Below are 16,681 nucleotides of genomic sequence, written 5' to 3'. Positions count from 1 at the left end.
CTGATCTCGGTCGCCTCGCCCAGCGCACCGTCTGGGTTCCGGGTCGTATCGCACACGGCAGCTGAGTACGCCGTTCTGATGTGCCTGTCTGCGGCACATTCCGGATTCACCTTCACCATCTTCTGGCACGCAACTCTCGCGTGCCCTTTTGCGCCCACTCCTCTTCTGTGGCGCCTCTGAACACAGAAAGCTGCCTGAAATTGGCGAACATGACGAAGCGACCGATCGCGTACCGAAACGAGGGTCTGTCGTGGTAGCGGCGCGGATCACGGTCAACGGAAAAGAAGCACCGATTTCACCGGCGGCGACCCACACCACAGCGCTGGAGTTCCTGCGCGAGCGCGGCCTCACCGGCACCAAGGAAGGCTGTGCCGAGGGCGAATGCGGCGCCTGTTCGGTCCTGGTGGCCCGTCCTGGAGTGAACAAGCCCACCGACTGGGTCGCTGTCAACGCCTGCCTGGTGCCTGCCGCGGCCCTCGACGGTCAGGAGATCATCACCTCCGAGGGTCTCGCCTCTGCCGGTGAAGTCGGCACGCCGCCCACGCTCCACCCGGTGCAGCAGGAGATGGCCGTCCGCGGCGGCTCCCAGTGCGGATACTGCACACCGGGATTCATCTGCAGCATGGCAGCCGAGTACTACCGACCTGACCGCTGCGCGCACGCGGCCGAAAGCACCGCCGCGGCCAACGGCACCGCCACGGCCAACCGCACCGACTCGGCCGACACGGCCGACGCCGAGCACGGTCCGAACGGGTTCGATCTGCACGCGCTGAGCGGAAACCTCTGCCGCTGCACCGGATATCGCCCGATCCGCGATGCCGCGTTCGCCGTCGGTACGCCCACCGACGAGGACCTCCTCGCGCGGCGTCGTGAGCAAGCCGCGCCCGCACCGGTTGCCACCGAATACACCCAGGACGGCAGGGAGTTCCTGCGCCCGGGCACCCTGGCGGAAGTGCTGCGGCTGCTGCGTGAGAGGCCCGACGCCGTGGTGGTTGCCGGAAGTACCGACTGGGGCGTGGAGGTGAACATCCGCTCCCGGCGGGAGGATTGCGTGGTCGCCGTCGACCGCCTGCCCGAACTGAGGGAGCTGCGCGTCGAATCGGACCACATCGAGATCGGGGCGGCGCAGACGCTCACGGAGATCGAACGTCGCCTCGACGGCCGCATCCCGCTGTTGGCAGAACTGTTCCCGCAGTTCGCATCCCGGCTAATCCGTAACAGCGCCACCCTCGGCGGCAACCTGGGTACCGGCTCCCCGATCGGTGACAGCCCGCCGGCGCTGCTCGCCCTCGAGGCGTCGGTGGTGCTCGCCGACGCCGACGGTGAGCGCGAGATCCCCCTGTCCGACTACTTCACCGGCTACCGGCAGAGCGTGCGCCGCCCCGGCGAGCTGATCCGTGCCGTGCGCATCCCGCTGCCACTGTCGCCGGTCGTCGCCTTCCACAAGATCGCCAAGCGACGCTTCGACGACATCTCCAGTGTCGCGGTCGCTTTCGCACTCGACATCGAGGACGGGATCGTCCGCAAGGCGCGCATCGGCCTGGGCGGCGTGGCCGCCACCCCGGTCCGCGCCCTCGCCGTCGAGGCGGCCCTGGAGGGTGAGCCGTGGACGGCGCCGACCGTCGAGGCCGCGGCCCAGGTGCTACGGGCCCAGGGCACGCCCATGGACGACCACCGTGCCAGCGCGGACTACCGCTCCGCGATGCTCGGCCAGAGCCTGCTGAAGCTGTACGCACAAACCACCGAGGCGGTGTCGTCATGAGCGAATTGTCCCAGCGCCCCGAAAAGTCTGTCGTCGGTGTCTCCGTGCCACATGAGAGCGCCACCCTGCACGTGACCGGCGCCGCGCTCTACACCGACGATCTGATCCATCGCACCAAGGACGTGCTGCACGCCTACCCGGTCCAGGCCATGAAGGCCCATGGCAGGATCAGCGCGCTGCGCACCGAGCGCGCGCTCGCCGTGCCGGGCGTGGTCCGCGTGCTGACCGTCGCCGATGTGCCCGGCGTCAACGACGCCGGGATGAAGCACGACGAACCGCTGTTCCCCGACACCGTCATGTTCTACGGCCACGCGGTCGCCTGGGTGCTCGGCGAGACCCTGGAGGCGGCCCGGCTCGGTGCCGCGGCCGTCGAGGTGGAACTCGACGAACTGCCCTCCGTGGTCACGCTGCAGGACGCGATCGCGGCCGACAGTTTCCACGGCGCCCGGCCCGTCATGCTGACCGGCGACGCGGAGGCAGGCTTCGCTGACTCCGCGCATGTGTTCACCGGCGAGTTCCAGTTCTCCGATCAGGAACACTTCTATCTGGAGACACACGCTGCGCTGGCCCTTGTCGATGAGGCCGAGCAGGTCTTCGTCCAGAGCAGCACGCAGCATCCTTCGGAGACCCAGGAGATCGTCGCGCACGTTCTCGGCCTGCACAGCCACGAGGTGACCGTGCAGTGTCTGCGGATGGGCGGCGGTTTCGGCGGCAAGGAGATGCAGCCCCACGGGTTCGCGGCCATCGCCGCGCTCGGCGCCAAGCTGACCGGTCGGCCGGTTCGGGTGCGGCTCAACCGGACGCAGGATCTGACCATGTCCGGCAAGCGCCACGGGTTCCACGCCCAGTGGAAGATCGGCTTCGACGCGGACGGTCGCATCCGGGCCCTGGACGCCACCTTGACCGCGGATGGTGGCTGGAGCCTTGACCTGTCCGAGCCGGTGGTGGCTCGCGCGCTGTGCCACATCGACAACACCTACTGGATTCCCAACGCGCGCGTCGCCGGTCGCATCGCGAAGACCAACAAGGCCTCCAACACCGCCTTTCGCGGCTTCGGCGGCCCCCAGGGCATGCTCGTGATCGAGGACATCATGGGCCGCGTCGCGCCGTTGCTCGGCCTGGATCCGATGGAGTTGCGGGAGCGCAACTTCTACGGGCAGGGTCAGGTGACGCCGTACGGACAGTCGGTCGCTCAGCCCGAACGGATCTCCGCCGTCTGGCAGCAGGTCAAGGAGACCGGTGGACTCGCCGATCGCCGGCGCGAGATCGTCGCCTTCAACTCCGCGCACTCCCACACCAAGCGGGCACTCGCGATCACCGGCGTGAAGTTCGGCATCTCGTTCAACCTCACCGCCTTCAACCAGGGCGGCGCCCTGGTGCTGATCTACAAGGACGGCTCGGTCCTGATCAACCACGGCGGCACCGAGATGGGCCAGGGCCTGCACACCAAGATGCTGCAAGTGGCCGCGACCACGCTGGGTATCCCGCTGCACAAGGTGCGCCTCGCCCCCACGCGTACCGACAAGGTGCCCAACACCTCTGCCACCGCGGCGAGTTCCGGTGCTGATCTCAACGGCGCGGCGGTGAAGAACGCCTGCGAACAGCTGCGTGAGCGGCTGCTGCAGGTGGCCGCCACCCAGTTGGGTTCGAGTGCCGCTGATGTGCGCATCGTCGAGGGCGTCGCCCACAGCCTCGGCGGCGACAAGGAGCTGGCCTGGGACGACCTGGTGCGCACCGCGTACTTCCAACGGGTTCAGCTGTCGGCGGCCGGTTTCTACCGGACGGAGGGTCTGCACTGGGACGCGAAGTCCTTCAGCGGCACGCCGTTCAAGTACTTCGCCATCGGCGCCGCCGCGGCCGAGGTGGAGGTGGACGGCTTCACCGGTGCGTACCGCATCCGACGGGTGGACATCGTGCATGACGTCGGCGACAGCCTGTCCCCGATGATCGACATCGGTCAGGTCGAGGGCGGGTTCGTGCAGGGTGCGGGGTGGCTGACACTTGAGGACCTGCGCTGGGACACCGGCGACGGGCCGAACCGTGGCCGTCTCCTCACCCAGGCCGCGAGCACCTACAAGCTGCCGAGCTTTTCGGAGATGCCCGAGGAGTTCAACGTAACGCTCCTTGAGAATGCCACGGAAGAAGGCGCGGTATACGGGTCCAAGGCAGTGGGTGAGCCTCCGTTGATGCTGGCGTTCTCGGTGCGGGAAGCCCTTCGGCAGGCCGCCGCCGCGTTCGGGCCGAGCGGGGTCAGCGTCGAGTTGGCCTCGCCCGCGACGCCGGAGGCGGTGTACTGGGCGATCCAGGCGGCTCGCCGGGATGAGGGCTCCGGGACCGGATTCGCCGAGTACGCCGGGCTCGCCCACGACGGATCTTCCATCGGCGGACGCCCCGCCAACGGTGAGATCCGTAGCGATGCGGCAACGTTGAGCGGTGCCTGACATGACGTGGGTCGCCGCGGTCGCACGGTTGCGAGCACGCCGGGAGTCCGGTGTGCTGGTGACCGTCGCGACCGTGCGGGGACACGCCCCGCGCGACGCCGGTGCGAAACTCGTGGTGGGGGAGTCCGAGACGTGGGGCTCGATCGGTGGAGGCAATGTCGAGGCCGTCGCGATCGATCGGGCCCGGGAGATGATGGCCGCAGCCAAGCCGGAGCCGGAGCTGATGGACTTCGCTCTGAACGAAAAGGTGACCAACCGGCACGGCGTGCAGTGCTGCGGCGGCACGGTCTCGGTGCTGCTCGAACCGCTGGCGGTGGTTCGGGCGGTGGCGATCTTCGGTGTCGGGCACGTCGGTCTTGAGCTGGCGCGCATCCTGGCACGTCAGGACCTCGATCTCCATCTGATCGACACGCGCTCCGACATCCTCACCGAGGAGCGGCTCGGTGTGCTGGCAGACGCGGTGGGGCAGGTGCACGTGCATCACACGCTGCTGTTGCCCGAGGGGGTCCTCGCGGAGCTGCCGCGCGGCACCCATGTCCTGATCATGACGCATGATCACGCCGAGGACGCCGCTCTGTGCGACGCCGCTCTGCGCACCACCCACCTCGGCTCCATCGGCCTTATCGGGTCGGCGGCCAAGTGGGTGCGGTTCCGTAAACGCCTCAGCACCGAGGGCGGTCACGACGAGGCCACCATCGATCGGATCAAGACGCCGATCGGCCTCGCGGACATCACCGGCAAGGAACCGGCGACCATCGCGGTGAGTGTCGCGGCCGATCTGCTGCGCACGTTCGAAGCCGGCGGGAACTGACCCTCCGACAGGGTGGACACCGATCGGCAACGGATCGACAGGGCCCCGGATCGATGCGGGGCCCTGTCGGCACGCCCTTCGGGCGGGCTGCCGCTCGCCCGGTGTCAGTCGATGTCCCAGGCCATGCGGAAGCCGAGGTTGCCCGCGGAGCTGTCGACGGTGTTCGCGGTGCGGGCGGCGACGCGGTATCGGTTGCAGTACGAGTCGTGGCAGAGGTAGGAACCGCCTCGCATCGCGCGACGGTCGGGATCACCGTTCTGCCAGGGGTCTGCGGACCACTCCCAGACGTTTCCCGCGACGTTGTGGAGACCGAATCCATTGGGCTCGAAGGCGTGCACGGGAGCGGTGCCCGCGAAGCCGTCGGCCTCGGTGTTGCGGAACGGGAAGGTGCCCTGCCAGATGTTGCAGCGGTGCTCCCCACCCGGCGTGAGTTCGTCGCCCCAGGGGTAGCGGGCCTGGTCGAGGCCTCCGCGCGCGGCGTACTCCCACTCCTGCTCGGTGGGCAGTCGCCCTCCGGCCCACCGGCCGAAGGCGGTCGCGTCTCGCCACGTCACGTGGATCACGGGATGGTCCCAGCGGCCGTCGAGGCGGCTGTCCGGCCCTTCCGGTCTGTGCCAGGCGGCGCCTTGGACGCCGCACCACCACGGGGTTCCCGGCGGGCGTGCTGACGCCTTGCGCAGGGGGCCCGGCAGGAACTTCGCGAACACGTAGCTCCAGCCGAACTCCTCCGCCTCGGTGACGTAGCCGGTCTGCTCGATGAAGGCCGCGAAGCGGGCGTTGGTGACCGCGTAGGTGTCTATGGCGAAGGGCGGGACCTGTACGTCGCGTACGGGCCCTTCGCCGTCACCGGCGTTCGCGTCCGCGTCCTCGCTGCCCATGCGGAAGGTTCCGCCGGGGAGGGGGACGCGGTCGGCGTACTCGGCGTTCTCGGCGTGCGCGGGGCGGCACACAGCGGTGCTGGAACGAACGGCTCCTTCGGGCGTGTCGGGGAGATCGCGCGCCTGCGGCTTCGGGCCGGAGGGGGCGCAGCAGCTCTTCATGGGGAGGCTCATTTCCGGCCCTGGGGTCCAGGACTGCTTCCGGCCCTGTGGCCCAGGGCTGCTTCCGGCCCTGTGGTCCAGGACTACTTGCTGTACGCGTTCGTGTAGAGATCGCCCGTGTAGTACTCACCGGGGTCCGGGTTCTCGTCAAGCTGCTTGTTGCGGACGAAGAAGTCGCCCAGCGTCTTCAGCCACTTGTCCACCTCACCGCTCTTGGTCTTCGCGGCCAGGTCCTTGGTGGAGAGGGTCTGGACGTGAGAGGCGTCGGACTTGGCCTGGGCCTCGGTGACCTGGAGCATCTTGGCGGTGAGGGTGATGGTCTCTTCGGGGTGCTGCTCACGCCAGTCGTTGGCTTGCTGCAACACCTTGATCACCTTGCTGTTCTTCCCCTCGGGCACCTTGGTACCGGCGACGAACGCGGTGGGGAAGGCATCCCCGGTGTCCTTGGTGCTGGCTATCTCCTCGAGGCCCGGGACCTTCTTCTTGATGGTCTCGATGGCGGGGTAGAAGAAGCCCGCACCGTCGATCTTTCCGGACGAGAAGGCGGAGACGATCGTGGACGGGTCCATGTTGACCTTCTCGATGTCCTTCGTCGTCATCCCGGCCTTCGCCAGGGCGATGTTGAGGACCATGTCGCCTGAGGTGCCCTCGGGTACACCGACCCGCTTGCCCTTGAGGTCCTTCATGGACTTCATGCCGGGCTGGCCGATGACCCGGTCGGCGTACGTGAGGGTGTTGATGGAGACGACCTTGGCCTTGCCGGATGCGGGGAGCCACATCGCGCCGGGGCCGATGTAGCCGTAGTCGAGGTTGCCGGCGCTGAGCGCCTGGACCTGCACGGGACCGTTGTTGAACGACTTGACCTGTGCGGTCAGGCCCGCCTTCTTCCACATCCCCTGCTTCTCGGCGATCGCAAGGAGGCTGGCACCGTTGTAGTCACCGATGTAGCCGAACCGGACCGTGTTGTTGTCCTCGGAAGCACTGTTGGAGCAGGCGCTGACGGAGAGCGAGAGCATGAACGCGACGGGCAGCGCCGTGACGGCGTGCCTGATCGACCTTCTGGGCATGCGGGAGGTCCTCTCGGGGTGGTGCGCGGGGTTGGTTCTGCGACGTGCTGGATGTGTGAAGTGCTGGTTCTGCGAAGGGCTGGTTCTGCGAAGTGCCCGGGGCCGGACGGTTCGGGTGACGACGCGTCAGGCGGCGGCCCGGGGCGGGGCTTCCTGGTGGTACACGGAGGTCCACACCTCGTTGCGGATGCGCCGGAACTCGGGCGAGAGCCGGATCTCCTCGGTGCGGGGGTAGGGCAGATCCACGTCGATGACGCGGTGGATGCGGCCGGGCTTGGCGGCCATGACGACGACCCGGCTCGCGAGGTAGACGGCCTCGTCCACGTCGTGGGTGATGAAGAGGACGGTGCGCTTCTCCTGGCTCCAGGTCTCCAGCAGTTGGTCCTGCAGCTGTACCCGGGTCAGGGCGTCGAGCGCACCGAACGGCTCGTCCATGAGCAGCACTTGGGGATCGACCGCGTACGCACGGGCGATGGCGCAGCGCTGTTTCATCCCGCCGGAGAGCGTCTTGGGCAGGGCGTCGGCGAAGTCGCTCAGGCCCACGAGGGTGATGGCCTGATCGGTGCGCCGACGCCGCTCCACGGCGGGTACGGAGGCGAGCTTGAGCCCGAACTCCACGTTCTGCCGCACGGTCAGCCAGGGGAAGAGGGCGTACTGCTGGAAGATGACTCCACGGTCGGGGCCTGGCCCCGACACCGGCGTGCCGTCGACCAGGACGCTGCCCGAGTCGGGCTCCTGCAGCCCCGCGGCCATGCTCATCAGGGTGGACTTGCCGCAGCCGGAGGGCCCTACGACGGTGACGAACTCCTGGTCCGCGATGTCCAGGCTCACCCCGCCGAGAGCGGTGAAGGTCGCTCCCTTGAGCGGGAAGGTCTTCACCACGTCGCGGAAACTGATCTTGCTGTTCATCGTCGCTCCTGCCAGCCGGTGAGGCGTCGCTCGGCCAGCAGCAGCAGCCGGTCCATGATGAGCCCGAGCACGCCGATCGTGATCAGGGACACGAAGATCGTGTCCATTTCGAACCAGGTGGACGCCTTCTGCATCCGGTAGCCCAACCCCTCCTGCGCGCCGATCAGTTCGGCGGCGACCACGGTGGCCCAGGACGCGCCGAGGCCGATCCGCATGCCGACGAGGATGAACGGGGTGGAGGCGGGGACGACCACCTTGGCGAAGATCGTGCGGTCCGAGGCGCCGAGCACCCGGGCCGCGTTGATCAGTGTCTTGTCGACGTCGATGACACCCTGGAAGGAGGAGAGGACACAGGCCATGAACGAGGCCAGGAAGATCACGGCGATCTTCGGCACCTCGCCGATCCCCAAGAGCACGACCGCAAGCGGAATGAGCGCGAGCGGCGGAATGGTGCGGAAGAACTGGATGTACGGCTCGACCAGGGCGCGCACGGTGGGATACCAGCCCATGAGGAAGCCGACCGGCACGGCCACGGCCACGCCGATGGCGTAGCCGAGGAAGACCCGGCGCAGGCTGGCCAACGTATCGGACGCCAGGGTGCCGTCGGAGATCATGGTGCCGGCCTTCTGCGCCACCGCCGTCGGCGCGGGCAGGTTCTCGACCAGGCCCAGGGCGGCCACGACGCCCCACACGCCGAGGCCTGCCGCCACCGCGGCGGCGTTGAGGAGCAGGGGCCGGTGCCGGGAGCGACGCGGTTGCTCCTTACGCCCTTCGGCGGCCGTCTTGTCGACAGGAGTGATCACAGCCATGGGTTCCTCGCTGGTGGCTTCACGCGTTCTCCTCGGAGACGGGCTGCGGGTAATGGGAGAGCAGGGGGGATTCATGGAGAACGAGGGCGATGCCGCCAAGCGCGCTGCCGGTCTCGCCGAGCGTCGCGCGCCGTACGTCCACGTGCTGGCGGGCCATCGGCATCAGCTGCTGCCGCAGGGCCCGTTCGACCGGTTCGAGGAGGGCGGGGCCCGCCTCTGCCAGCTCGCCGCCGACGACGATGACGCCCGGTCCGACGGCATGGCAGACGGCGGCGAGTACCCCGCCGACGTCGCTGCCGACGTGTTCAAGGACGTGCAGGGCTGACGGTTCGCAGGCGGCGGCCGCATCGAGGAGTCCGGCGAGGTCGTCGGCCCTGCCACCGGCTTCGCGGTAGCGGTTGAGGACCGCGTCGAGGGAGGCGCGGGTCTCCAGACAGCCGATCCCGCCGCATTCGCACGGTCTGCCCGCCGGGTCCACGGTGATGTGTCCGAACTCGCCGGACAGGCCGTTGCGGCCGCGGTGCAGCGCGCCGCCCACGACGAGGCCGCCGCCGACGCCGTGCGACAACCGCAGATAGAGCACGTCGCTGCTGTCCGCCGCCGCGCCCCATACGGCTTCGGCGAGCGCCGCGAGCCGGGTGTTGTTGTCCAGGAGCACCGGCACACCGAACTGCTTGCGCAGCAGGTCCGGCAGGCCGTCGATGCCCTGAGCGCGGGCGTTCTCGCTGCCGGGGTCGGTGATCGGTCCGACCACGCCGACGCCGATCGCGCTGAGCGCGTCGAGGTGGACGGGGCCTGACCAGTCACGCCCGCCGCCGTCCGCCGAGCCCGCCGAGCCCTCCGAGCTCTCGGACGATCCGGTGGCCGACGTGGCGAGAAGACGCCCCGCGATATCGATCCGCTCGGGCCAGGACAGGTCCGCGGCATGGGACTCGCTCGCCGAACCGATCACCTCATGGGCGAAGTTGACCGCCGCGACGTGCACGGCACGGCGTGCGAAGTCGATGCCGACCGCCTCGCCCGCGGCCGGGTTGAGGCTGAGCTTCTCCACCGGCCGGCCGCGCTTGCGCACCTCGACATGCGGTGTGCCCGCGACCACGGAGCCATTGCCCATAAGCCCGGCGACGATGTCGTGGAGCGTGGTTCGGGACAGTCCGCTGCGGTCGCCCAACTCGGCGCGGCTCAGCGGACCGTGCTTGCGGAGCAGCTCCAGAACGGCTTGCTCATGGCTGCGTCGGAGCCGCGTCAGCGGGCCGTCGTGTTCGTGCATGCAGGACAGCATGTGAGCGCCGAGTATTTTCGTCAATGAGTCGAAACAAATTGTTCATGTGAATGCCACACCCTTCACGAGGCTCTTCACCGATACCGGCTTGACCTGCTCACACGTGCGGGCAGGCCTGCCCGGAAACCTGGCCTCGCGAACCCTTCGGCAGCGCGGAACGGCGGCCGTACGCCTCGAAGGGGTACCTCTGCGCGTTTTACGTCCGTACTCTTGACTTAAATGATCGCCGGGTCGGAGCATGCGTCGCACGGCACCATCGGCCACGCACCGGAAGCCGCGTCACCCACCGGAAACCGCGTCACGCTCCGAAAGCGGCAGCGTCGGCCACCCCGAATCGGCTTCCGCCCAGGCGTCATGACGGCGTGCCAGACATTCAGACGTCCGATGCGTCGGCCCGCCCCGGCCGCCGCGCGAGCCGGACCGACCGACCCGAGAGGCCCTCCGTGCGCCACAACATGCTCTTCCTGATGACCGACCAACACCGGGTGGACACCCTGGGCGCGTATGGCAACCCGCACACGCACACCCCGAACCTCGACCGGCTCGCGGCCGACGGCACACGGTTCGACAGCTTCTACACACCCACCGCGATCTGCACACCCGCGCGCGCCAGCCTGCTCACCGGGGCGGCGCCGTTCCGGCACAAGCTGCTCGCCAACTACGAGCGCAACGTCGGCTATCTCGAGGACCTCTCCGACGGCCAGTTCACCTTCTCCGAGCAACTGCGCTCCGAGGGCTACAACCTGGGCCTGCTCGGCAAGTGGCACGGCGGCGTACGGCGCAACGCCGCCGACTACGGCTTCGAGGGCCCCGACCTGGTCGGCTGGCACAACCCCGTGGACCACCCCGACTACCTCGCCTACCTGGCGGAGAACGCCCTGCCGCCATACCGCATCACCGATCCGGTGCGGGGCACCACGCCCAACGGGAGCCCCGGAAACCTCCTCGCCGCCCGCCTCCACCAGCCGGTCGAAGCCACCTTCGAGTACTACCTGGCCACGCGCACCATCGAGATGCTCCGCCGCTTCGCCGAGCAGGAGGACGACGGCGATGGGGCGCCGTTCTTCCTGGCCACCCACTTCTTCGGCCCGCACCTGCCGTACATCCTCCCGGACGCGTACTACGACATGTACGACCCCGGTCTCGTCGAACTACCCGCCTCCGTGAGTGAGACCTTCGCGGCGAAACCAGCCGTCCAGCAGAACTACAGCAAGCTGTGGGCCTTCGACACCATGCCCCTTGAGGAGTCGCGGAAGCTGATCGCCGTCTACTGGGGCTACGTCACGCTCATCGACGAGCAGATCGGCCGCATCCTCGACGCCATGCGGGAGTTGGGCCTGGACGACAGGACGGCGGTCTTCTTCACCGCCGACCACGGCGAGTTCACCGGCGCCCACCGGCTGCACGACAAGGGCCCTGCGATGTACGAGGACATCTACCGCATCCCCGGGCTATTGAAGGTCCCGGGCGCCCCGCAGGGCCAGGTCCGCGAGGAGTTCGTCTCCCTCACCGACTGCACCGCCACCATTCTCGACCTGGCGGGCAGCAAGACCGAGCCGGCCGTGGACAGCCGCAGCCTGCTGCCCCTCGTACGCGGCGAGCACCCCCAGTGGGACGAGCACCACCTCGCCGAGTTCCACGGCCACCACTTCCCGTACCCGCAGCGGATGTTGCGCACCAGAAGCCACAAGCTGGTGATCAACCCGGAATCCCGCAACGAGCTGTACGACCTCGATGCCGACCCCGACGAGCTGCACAACCGCCATGACCACCCCGAAATGCTGGGCATACGCACGGCACTGACCCGGCAGCTGTACGACCTGCTCCGCGAGCGCGGCGACAACTTCTACCACTGGATGACGCCGATGTACGACGTGGAGACGGACTACGACACGACCCTCTCCGCGTTCGAAACCGGCGGTCTCGAAGCGCACTCGGAGGGCAGCGCCGCACGCCCCCACTGAATTTCCGACAGCACCGGTGTCCTCGACGACAAAGGATTCGCTACTGATGACCAGATCCGAGAACGGAACGCAGTTCGGCCGACGGTCCATGCTGGCCGGTATCGTCGGCACCGTGGGAGTGGCCGCACTGCCCTCGGCCACTGCCCAGGCGCTGCCCGGAGAGGCCGCACTGCCCGCGGAGGCGGCGCTGCCCGCGGAGGCCGCGGCGACGAAGCATCACCAGCATCACCCGTCGAACTGGCCCGACCCCAAGCCGTACGGCGTCGCGGATGCCCGCGAGGACCTGTGGCCGCGCGACGACAACTCCTTCGTCCTGCCCCTCCAGCTCCGTCCCCGCGACAAGGAGCTGGGGCGCGTCTGGATGCGCGACACCTACGTCAACTGCTTCGTCGTCAACGGCCGTCCGCTCTACGTCGCCACCGGAACCACCCGCGTGCCCGGCCTCACGGCGGCAGGACCCTGGAACGACGGCCTCTTCGTATGGACGGCGCCGTCCCTGCACGGCCCGTGGCGGCTGGCCGACACCACAGGCATCCGGCCCGGCGCGGAGCGCGGCAAGGTGTGGTCGCCCGAGTTCGTCGGGGAGAACCGCCCCGGCCGGACGGTCGTCGCCCCCTGGCAGGAGTACTGGTACGACGACGAGTTCGGCAAGCGCGGCCAGGCATGGGCGCCCGAGCTGCACTACTTCCGCGGCAAGTGGTACCTCGTCGCGTGCATGGGCGACCACTCCCAGAAGGTCGGTTCGTTCATGCTGGTGAGCGAGGGCGGGGTCGCGGGCCCGTACCGCCTCGTCGAGGGCAATCTCGAAAAGCCCTTCGGCGACTCGTTCATCGGCGGGCCGTCGTTCATCAAGCCCGGCGCGTACCACCACATCGACGGCAGCCTGTACTCGGAGGGCTCCGACGCGTGGCTGGTGCTGCACAATCACGTCTACGCCAAGTTCCGCAAGGACATGGAGGACATCGTCCCCACGACGAACCTCCCGGCGTTCAAGCAGACCCCGTACACGCCCGAGCCGTACCTGGAGGGCGCCTACGTCTTCAAGCACGGCGGCAAGTACTACCTGGTGCACGCCGCGTGGGACCGTACGTCGGTCAACGCCGACGGCAGCACCCGCTATGCCTACGACGTCGGGGGCGCCGGCCGTACGCAGTACCAGTACGACGCGATCGTCGCCGTGGCGGACCATTTCGAAGGCCCGTACTCCGAGCGCTGGACCGCGGGCGTGGGTGCCGGGCACAACAACTTCTTCAAGGACCGCGACGGCGACCTGTGGGCGACCTTCTTCCGCAACCCGGCCTTCGGCCACTGGGCCGACCCGTCCCGCCGCGATGATGCCGCGGTGGCGGGCGTCGTCCGCCTGGAATGGACGGGTCCGAAGGGCAACCGCCTGTACGTACGGCGCCAGAGGTAGAGCTCCGACAGCGCCGAGCTTAGCGAGGGGCGAGCCGAGCGGCAGGCGCCTGACGGGAAGATTCCAGGTCAGGCGTCTGCCGACGGTACGTTTCGCGCCTATCCGCGCCGGACGCTGGCCTCGTCCTGTCATCCGGTGGGAACCTGCGGAACGGGCGAGGGAAGAGCCCGTGTCTCACGAGCTCCAGAAGGAAGCCGTCATGAGCGTGCTGTCCACCAGGTTCACCGAGAAGTTCGCCGTACCGTACCCGTTCGCCTGTGCCGGAATGGCCTTCGCGGGCGGAACCCCAGATCTGGCGGTGGCCGTCTCCCGAGCGGGAGGTGTCGGCGCGGTGGGCGCCGCGCTCATGCCCGCGGCCAGGCTCCGGCAGATCATCCATGAGGTCCGCGATGCCGTGGGGAGTGCGCCGTTCGGCATCAACTTGATCTCGTACTTCGACAACTCCGAGCATGTCCGAGTCTGCGCCGACGAGCGGGTGCCGATCGTCTCCTACCACTGGGGGCACCCGCCCGGCGACGAGCTCAAGCAGCTGCGTGAGGCCGGGGTGTCGGTGTGGGAGCAGGTCGGTTCCGCCGACGCGGCCCGGCTCGCCGTCGACGACGGCGTGGAGGTCGTCGTCGCCCAGGGCTGGGAGGCAGGCGGTCACAACTACGGCGGCCTGCCCACCATGGTCGGCGTCCCCTCCGTCGTGGACGCCGTGGGTGATCGCGCGCTGGTACTCGCCGCGGGCGGGATCACCGACGGACGCCAGGCCGCCGCGGCCCTGTGCCTGGGCGCCGACGGCGTATGGGTGGGAACACGCCTTGTCGCATCGCGCGAGGCACAGGTCCATCCCGAGCATCACCGGCGGCTGATCTCCGCCCTGGGGGAGGACGCGGTCCGTTCAGCGATCTTCGGTCCTGAGTGGCCTGAGTTCAATCCGATGCGGGTGCAGCGCAACCGTGTGGTGTCCGAGTGGAACGAGCGCCTCGACCAAGTGCCGAAGGACCGTGACTCGCTCGACCAGATCGGCAGCACGGTCTTCCAGGGAGAGGAGACCGTGCTGCGCAAGTTCAATGTGCTGCCGCCGATGCCGGGGACCGAGGGGGACTGGGAGGAGATGCCGTGGCTGATGGGGCAGGGCGTCGGCCTCGTCCACGACATCAAGCCTGCCGAGGCCATCGTCCGGGAGATGATGGATCAGGCCGAGCGGGTACTGACCCGGTTCGGATCCGGAGACCGGCCGTAGGGCGAAAGACGTCCGGCCCCTGGCGTGCCGTCGACAGCGGCGCTACGGAGGTGGGCGCCTCGTGCGACCGCAGCCGAAGCCGCAGTCGCAGTCGCACGAGAACTCCCGGGCGCTTCAGCTGAGTTGTGGTGAGTTGTGGCTCAGCGGAAGACGGAGATGTTGCGGGCGACCCACGCGCCGAAGGGGTGCGGGGTGCGGCCGAGGACTTGTTCCACGTCCGGGCTGATCCGCAGTTCGGCCGGGTTCGGGGCGCCGATGATGTCCAGGGTGTCGTCGGCGAGTTCCGCGGGCACGTGCTGGGTCATCGCGGCCTTGGCCTCGTCGCGGGTGAGTTCGTGGAACCGCACCTGCGAACCGAGCGCGGTGGCGATCGCCGCCGCCTGCTGACGCGGCGTGATCACCTCCGGCCCGGTCAGCTCGTACACCCCGCCGGTGTGCCGGTCGTCCAGCAGACAGGCCGCCGCCACCTCGGCGATGTCGGCCGGGTCGATGACCGGCACCCCTACGTCGCCGAACGGTGCGGCGACCGTCCCTTGGGTACGGACGGACTCGGCCCAGGCCATGGCGTTGGAGGCGAAGCCGCCCGGTCGCAGGACGGCCCAGTCAAGGCCGGACTCCCGCAACGCGTCCTCCATCGCGCGCATCGCGACCCGCGTCGGGCCGAGCGGCCTGGTCGCCACGCCCAACGAGGACAGCAGGACGACCCGGCGGACCCCGCTGGCCGCGGCCAGGTCGATGAGGTCGGTCGGTCTGGCTCCGGGGGCGTGCAGGTCGCCGGAGAGCAGGAGGAACAGTGCCTTCGCCCCTTCCAACGCGGGTGTGAGGCCAGCCGGTTCGGCCAGGTCGGCCGTCACGTGCCGGACGCCTTCCGGCACCGCCGCGGTGTGCCGCGACACGGCTGTCACCTGCTCGCCCGCGTCGGTCAGGGCCTGCGTCAGAGGCCGGCCCACATTGCCGGTAGCCCCGGTCACCACGATCATGTTCAGCTCCTAGTCCGTTGTGCACTGCGGAAATTGACGCTAGGAGCCGGGCTTACTTTCCGTAAGAACATACCCAGAGGTAAGCTCCGTACATGAGTGAAGGCGCGCAGCTTACGCAGGCCGACACAGGCAGTCGGTATGACGTGTTTCACACCGACTGCCCCGCTCGCGGCGTGGTCGACCACGTGACCAGCAGGTGGGGCGTATGGGTGCTCATCTCCTTGCGGAGCAACGACCTTCGCTTCTACGAGCTGCGTGACAGCATCCAGGGCGTCAGCGAGAAGATGCTCGCTCAGACTCTGCGCGCGCTGGTCCAGGACGGCCTGGTCTGGCGAGAGGTCGAGCCGACGACGCCGCCCCAAGTCACGTACGGGCTGACCGAGTTCGGCCAGGAGATCGGCGAGCCGCTGACGGACTTGTTCGACCGGATCACGCGGCGGCTGCCGTCGCGCGGTGCGGGAGAGCCGCGATAGTGCGGTAGTGGTCGTCGGCCACGACGGCGCATCCCCGCCCCGGCCCCAGCGGGCCGCCCACTTCGCCGCGCAGACAGGGGGCCCCGGCGCCGCCGCCCTGCTGACCGCATCCAGGCAGGTGATACGCCGTCACGGCCTGACCCCGCTCGCGCGGGTGCACAGCGCGGCCGTGACCGGCTCCGACCCGATCCACGTGCCGCCCACCCGAGCATGGCCAGGGCCTGCGTCGCCGCCGTCCCGGGAAGGTGCTCGGCGAACGCATCGCCCTGCCCGTCGTCACCAGGGGCTGCGCCGGAACGGACCTGGCGGAGGTGGCGGGGTATCTGGAGCGCGTCGGCCTCGCCGAGACCAAATGGCCCGAACTCGTCTACGACATAGAAGAGTTGCTCCAGACGAAGGCGGGCAAGCTGGACAGGTCCAGGGCCCGCGAACTGGCCCGGGGGGGGGGGGGGGGGGGGGGGGGGGGGGGGGGGGGGGGGGGGGAGGACGAGAACAAAGAGA

13 protein-coding genes are annotated in these 16,681 nt (G+C 68.9%); 7 read left to right on the top strand and 6 right to left on the bottom strand.

From position 1 onward, the window contains the following. Nucleotides 1-250 precede the first annotated feature (250 nt). Genes ACZ5CR_RS15045 through xdhC form a run of 3 tightly spaced genes read left to right on the top strand, consistent with a single transcriptional unit; the run spans nucleotide 251 to nucleotide 5,014 of the window. The gene (locus ACZ5CR_RS15045) at nucleotides 251-1,762 is read left to right on the top strand and encodes a xanthine dehydrogenase small subunit (RefSeq protein WP_468857493.1); all 1,512 of its coding nucleotides are present in this window, start codon (nucleotides 251-253) and stop codon (nucleotides 1,760-1,762) included. Beyond that, nucleotides 1,759-4,203, top strand: coding sequence for a xanthine dehydrogenase molybdopterin binding subunit (gene xdhB, locus ACZ5CR_RS15040; RefSeq protein ID WP_468857491.1), 2,445 nt, complete (start codon nucleotides 1,759-1,761; stop codon nucleotides 4,201-4,203). The genes ACZ5CR_RS15045 and xdhB overlap by 4 nt, the downstream gene beginning before the upstream one ends. A 1-nt stretch (nucleotide 4,204) precedes the next feature. Beyond that, nucleotides 4,205-5,014 (top strand): xanthine dehydrogenase accessory protein XdhC, encoded by an 810-nt coding sequence (gene xdhC / locus ACZ5CR_RS15035; protein WP_468857794.1) that lies wholly within the window; start codon nucleotides 4,205-4,207, stop codon nucleotides 5,012-5,014. A 104-nt stretch (nucleotides 5,015-5,118) separates the two neighbouring features. Here the strand turns inward: xdhC and ACZ5CR_RS15030 are convergent, their stop codons facing one another. From ACZ5CR_RS15030 to ACZ5CR_RS15010, 5 genes are all read right to left on the bottom strand, one after another. Continuing rightward, nucleotides 5,119-6,054: a formylglycine-generating enzyme family protein gene (locus ACZ5CR_RS15030; protein WP_468857490.1), complete on the bottom strand. Its 936-nt coding sequence runs from the start codon at nucleotides 6,052-6,054 to the stop codon at nucleotides 5,119-5,121. 83 nt (nucleotides 6,055-6,137) lie between these two features. After that, the gene (locus tag ACZ5CR_RS15025; protein ID WP_468857488.1) at nucleotides 6,138-7,121 is read right to left on the bottom strand and encodes an aliphatic sulfonate ABC transporter substrate-binding protein; all 984 of its coding nucleotides are present in this window, start codon (nucleotides 7,119-7,121) and stop codon (nucleotides 6,138-6,140) included. Between the two features lie 126 nt (nucleotides 7,122-7,247). Further along, entirely contained in the window at nucleotides 7,248-8,030 is a 783-nt protein-coding gene (locus tag ACZ5CR_RS15020) for an ABC transporter ATP-binding protein (RefSeq protein WP_468857487.1), read from the bottom strand. Continuing rightward, nucleotides 8,027-8,839, bottom strand: a complete 813-nt coding sequence (locus ACZ5CR_RS15015) for an ABC transporter permease (protein WP_468857486.1) — start codon at nucleotides 8,837-8,839, stop codon at nucleotides 8,027-8,029. Before ACZ5CR_RS15015 ends, ACZ5CR_RS15020 begins: the two co-directional genes overlap by 4 nt. Nucleotides 8,840-8,858: 19 nt before the next feature. Then, complete coding sequence (locus tag ACZ5CR_RS15010; RefSeq protein ID WP_468857485.1) at nucleotides 8,859-10,121, bottom strand: ROK family transcriptional regulator; 1,263 nt, start codon at nucleotides 10,119-10,121, stop codon at nucleotides 8,859-8,861. A 455-nt stretch (nucleotides 10,122-10,576) separates the two neighbouring features. Between ACZ5CR_RS15010 and ACZ5CR_RS15005 the strand changes: the two genes are divergently transcribed. The 3 genes from ACZ5CR_RS15005 to ACZ5CR_RS14995 all read left to right on the top strand — a co-directional run bounded on the left by ACZ5CR_RS15005 (nucleotide 10,577) and on the right by ACZ5CR_RS14995 (nucleotide 14,727). Next, nucleotides 10,577-12,085: a sulfatase-like hydrolase/transferase gene (locus ACZ5CR_RS15005; protein ID WP_468857793.1), complete on the top strand. Its 1,509-nt coding sequence runs from the start codon at nucleotides 10,577-10,579 to the stop codon at nucleotides 12,083-12,085. Between the two features lie 46 nt (nucleotides 12,086-12,131). Further along, the gene (locus ACZ5CR_RS15000) at nucleotides 12,132-13,499 is read left to right on the top strand and encodes a family 43 glycosylhydrolase (protein WP_468857484.1); all 1,368 of its coding nucleotides are present in this window, start codon (nucleotides 12,132-12,134) and stop codon (nucleotides 13,497-13,499) included. Nucleotides 13,500-13,668: 169 nt separating this feature from the next. After that, nucleotides 13,669-14,727, top strand: coding sequence for an NAD(P)H-dependent flavin oxidoreductase (locus ACZ5CR_RS14995; RefSeq protein WP_468857483.1), 1,059 nt, complete (start codon nucleotides 13,669-13,671; stop codon nucleotides 14,725-14,727). 140 nt (nucleotides 14,728-14,867) lie between these two features. Here ACZ5CR_RS14995 and ACZ5CR_RS14990 read toward each other — a convergent pair whose 3' ends face one another. Beyond that, a complete protein-coding gene (locus tag ACZ5CR_RS14990; protein ID WP_468857482.1) occupies nucleotides 14,868-15,707 on the bottom strand; it encodes an SDR family oxidoreductase in 840 nt (279 codons plus the stop codon). Between the two features lie 92 nt (nucleotides 15,708-15,799). Between ACZ5CR_RS14990 and ACZ5CR_RS14985 the strand changes: the two genes are divergently transcribed. After that, entirely contained in the window at nucleotides 15,800-16,180 is a 381-nt protein-coding gene (locus ACZ5CR_RS14985) for a winged helix-turn-helix transcriptional regulator (RefSeq protein ID WP_468857481.1), read from the top strand. Nucleotides 16,181-16,681: the final 501 nt, after the last annotated feature.

The organism is Streptomyces sp. NPDC031274 (assembly GCF_055570235.1).
This window is presented reverse-complemented; position numbering and strand designations above follow the sequence as displayed.

Excerpts from the sequence above, each read along its gene's own strand:
- xdhB (WP_468857491.1), top strand. The coding sequence starts at position 1,759 with ATGAGCGAATTGTCCCAGCGCCCCGAAAAGTCTGTCGTCGGTGTCTCC.
- xdhC (WP_468857794.1), top strand. The coding sequence starts at position 4,205 with ATGACGTGGGTCGCCGCGGTCGCACGGTTGCGAGCACGCCGGGAGTCC.
- ACZ5CR_RS15030 (WP_468857490.1), bottom strand. The coding sequence starts at position 6,054 with ATGAAGAGCTGCTGCGCCCCCTCCGGCCCGAAGCCGCAGGCGCGCGAT.
- ACZ5CR_RS15025 (WP_468857488.1), bottom strand. The coding sequence starts at position 7,121 with ATGCCCAGAAGGTCGATCAGGCACGCCGTCACGGCGCTGCCCGTCGCG.
- ACZ5CR_RS15020 (WP_468857487.1), bottom strand. The coding sequence starts at position 8,030 with ATGAACAGCAAGATCAGTTTCCGCGACGTGGTGAAGACCTTCCCGCTC.
- ACZ5CR_RS15015 (WP_468857486.1), bottom strand. The coding sequence starts at position 8,839 with ATGGCTGTGATCACTCCTGTCGACAAGACGGCCGCCGAAGGGCGTAAG.
- ACZ5CR_RS15010 (WP_468857485.1), bottom strand. The coding sequence starts at position 10,121 with ATGCTGTCCTGCATGCACGAACACGACGGCCCGCTGACGCGGCTCCGA.
- ACZ5CR_RS15005 (WP_468857793.1), top strand. The coding sequence starts at position 10,577 with ATGCTCTTCCTGATGACCGACCAACACCGGGTGGACACCCTGGGCGCG.
- ACZ5CR_RS15000 (WP_468857484.1), top strand. The coding sequence starts at position 12,132 with ATGACCAGATCCGAGAACGGAACGCAGTTCGGCCGACGGTCCATGCTG.
- ACZ5CR_RS14990 (WP_468857482.1), bottom strand. The coding sequence starts at position 15,707 with ATGATCGTGGTGACCGGGGCTACCGGCAATGTGGGCCGGCCTCTGACG.
- ACZ5CR_RS14985 (WP_468857481.1), top strand. The coding sequence starts at position 15,800 with ATGAGTGAAGGCGCGCAGCTTACGCAGGCCGACACAGGCAGTCGGTAT.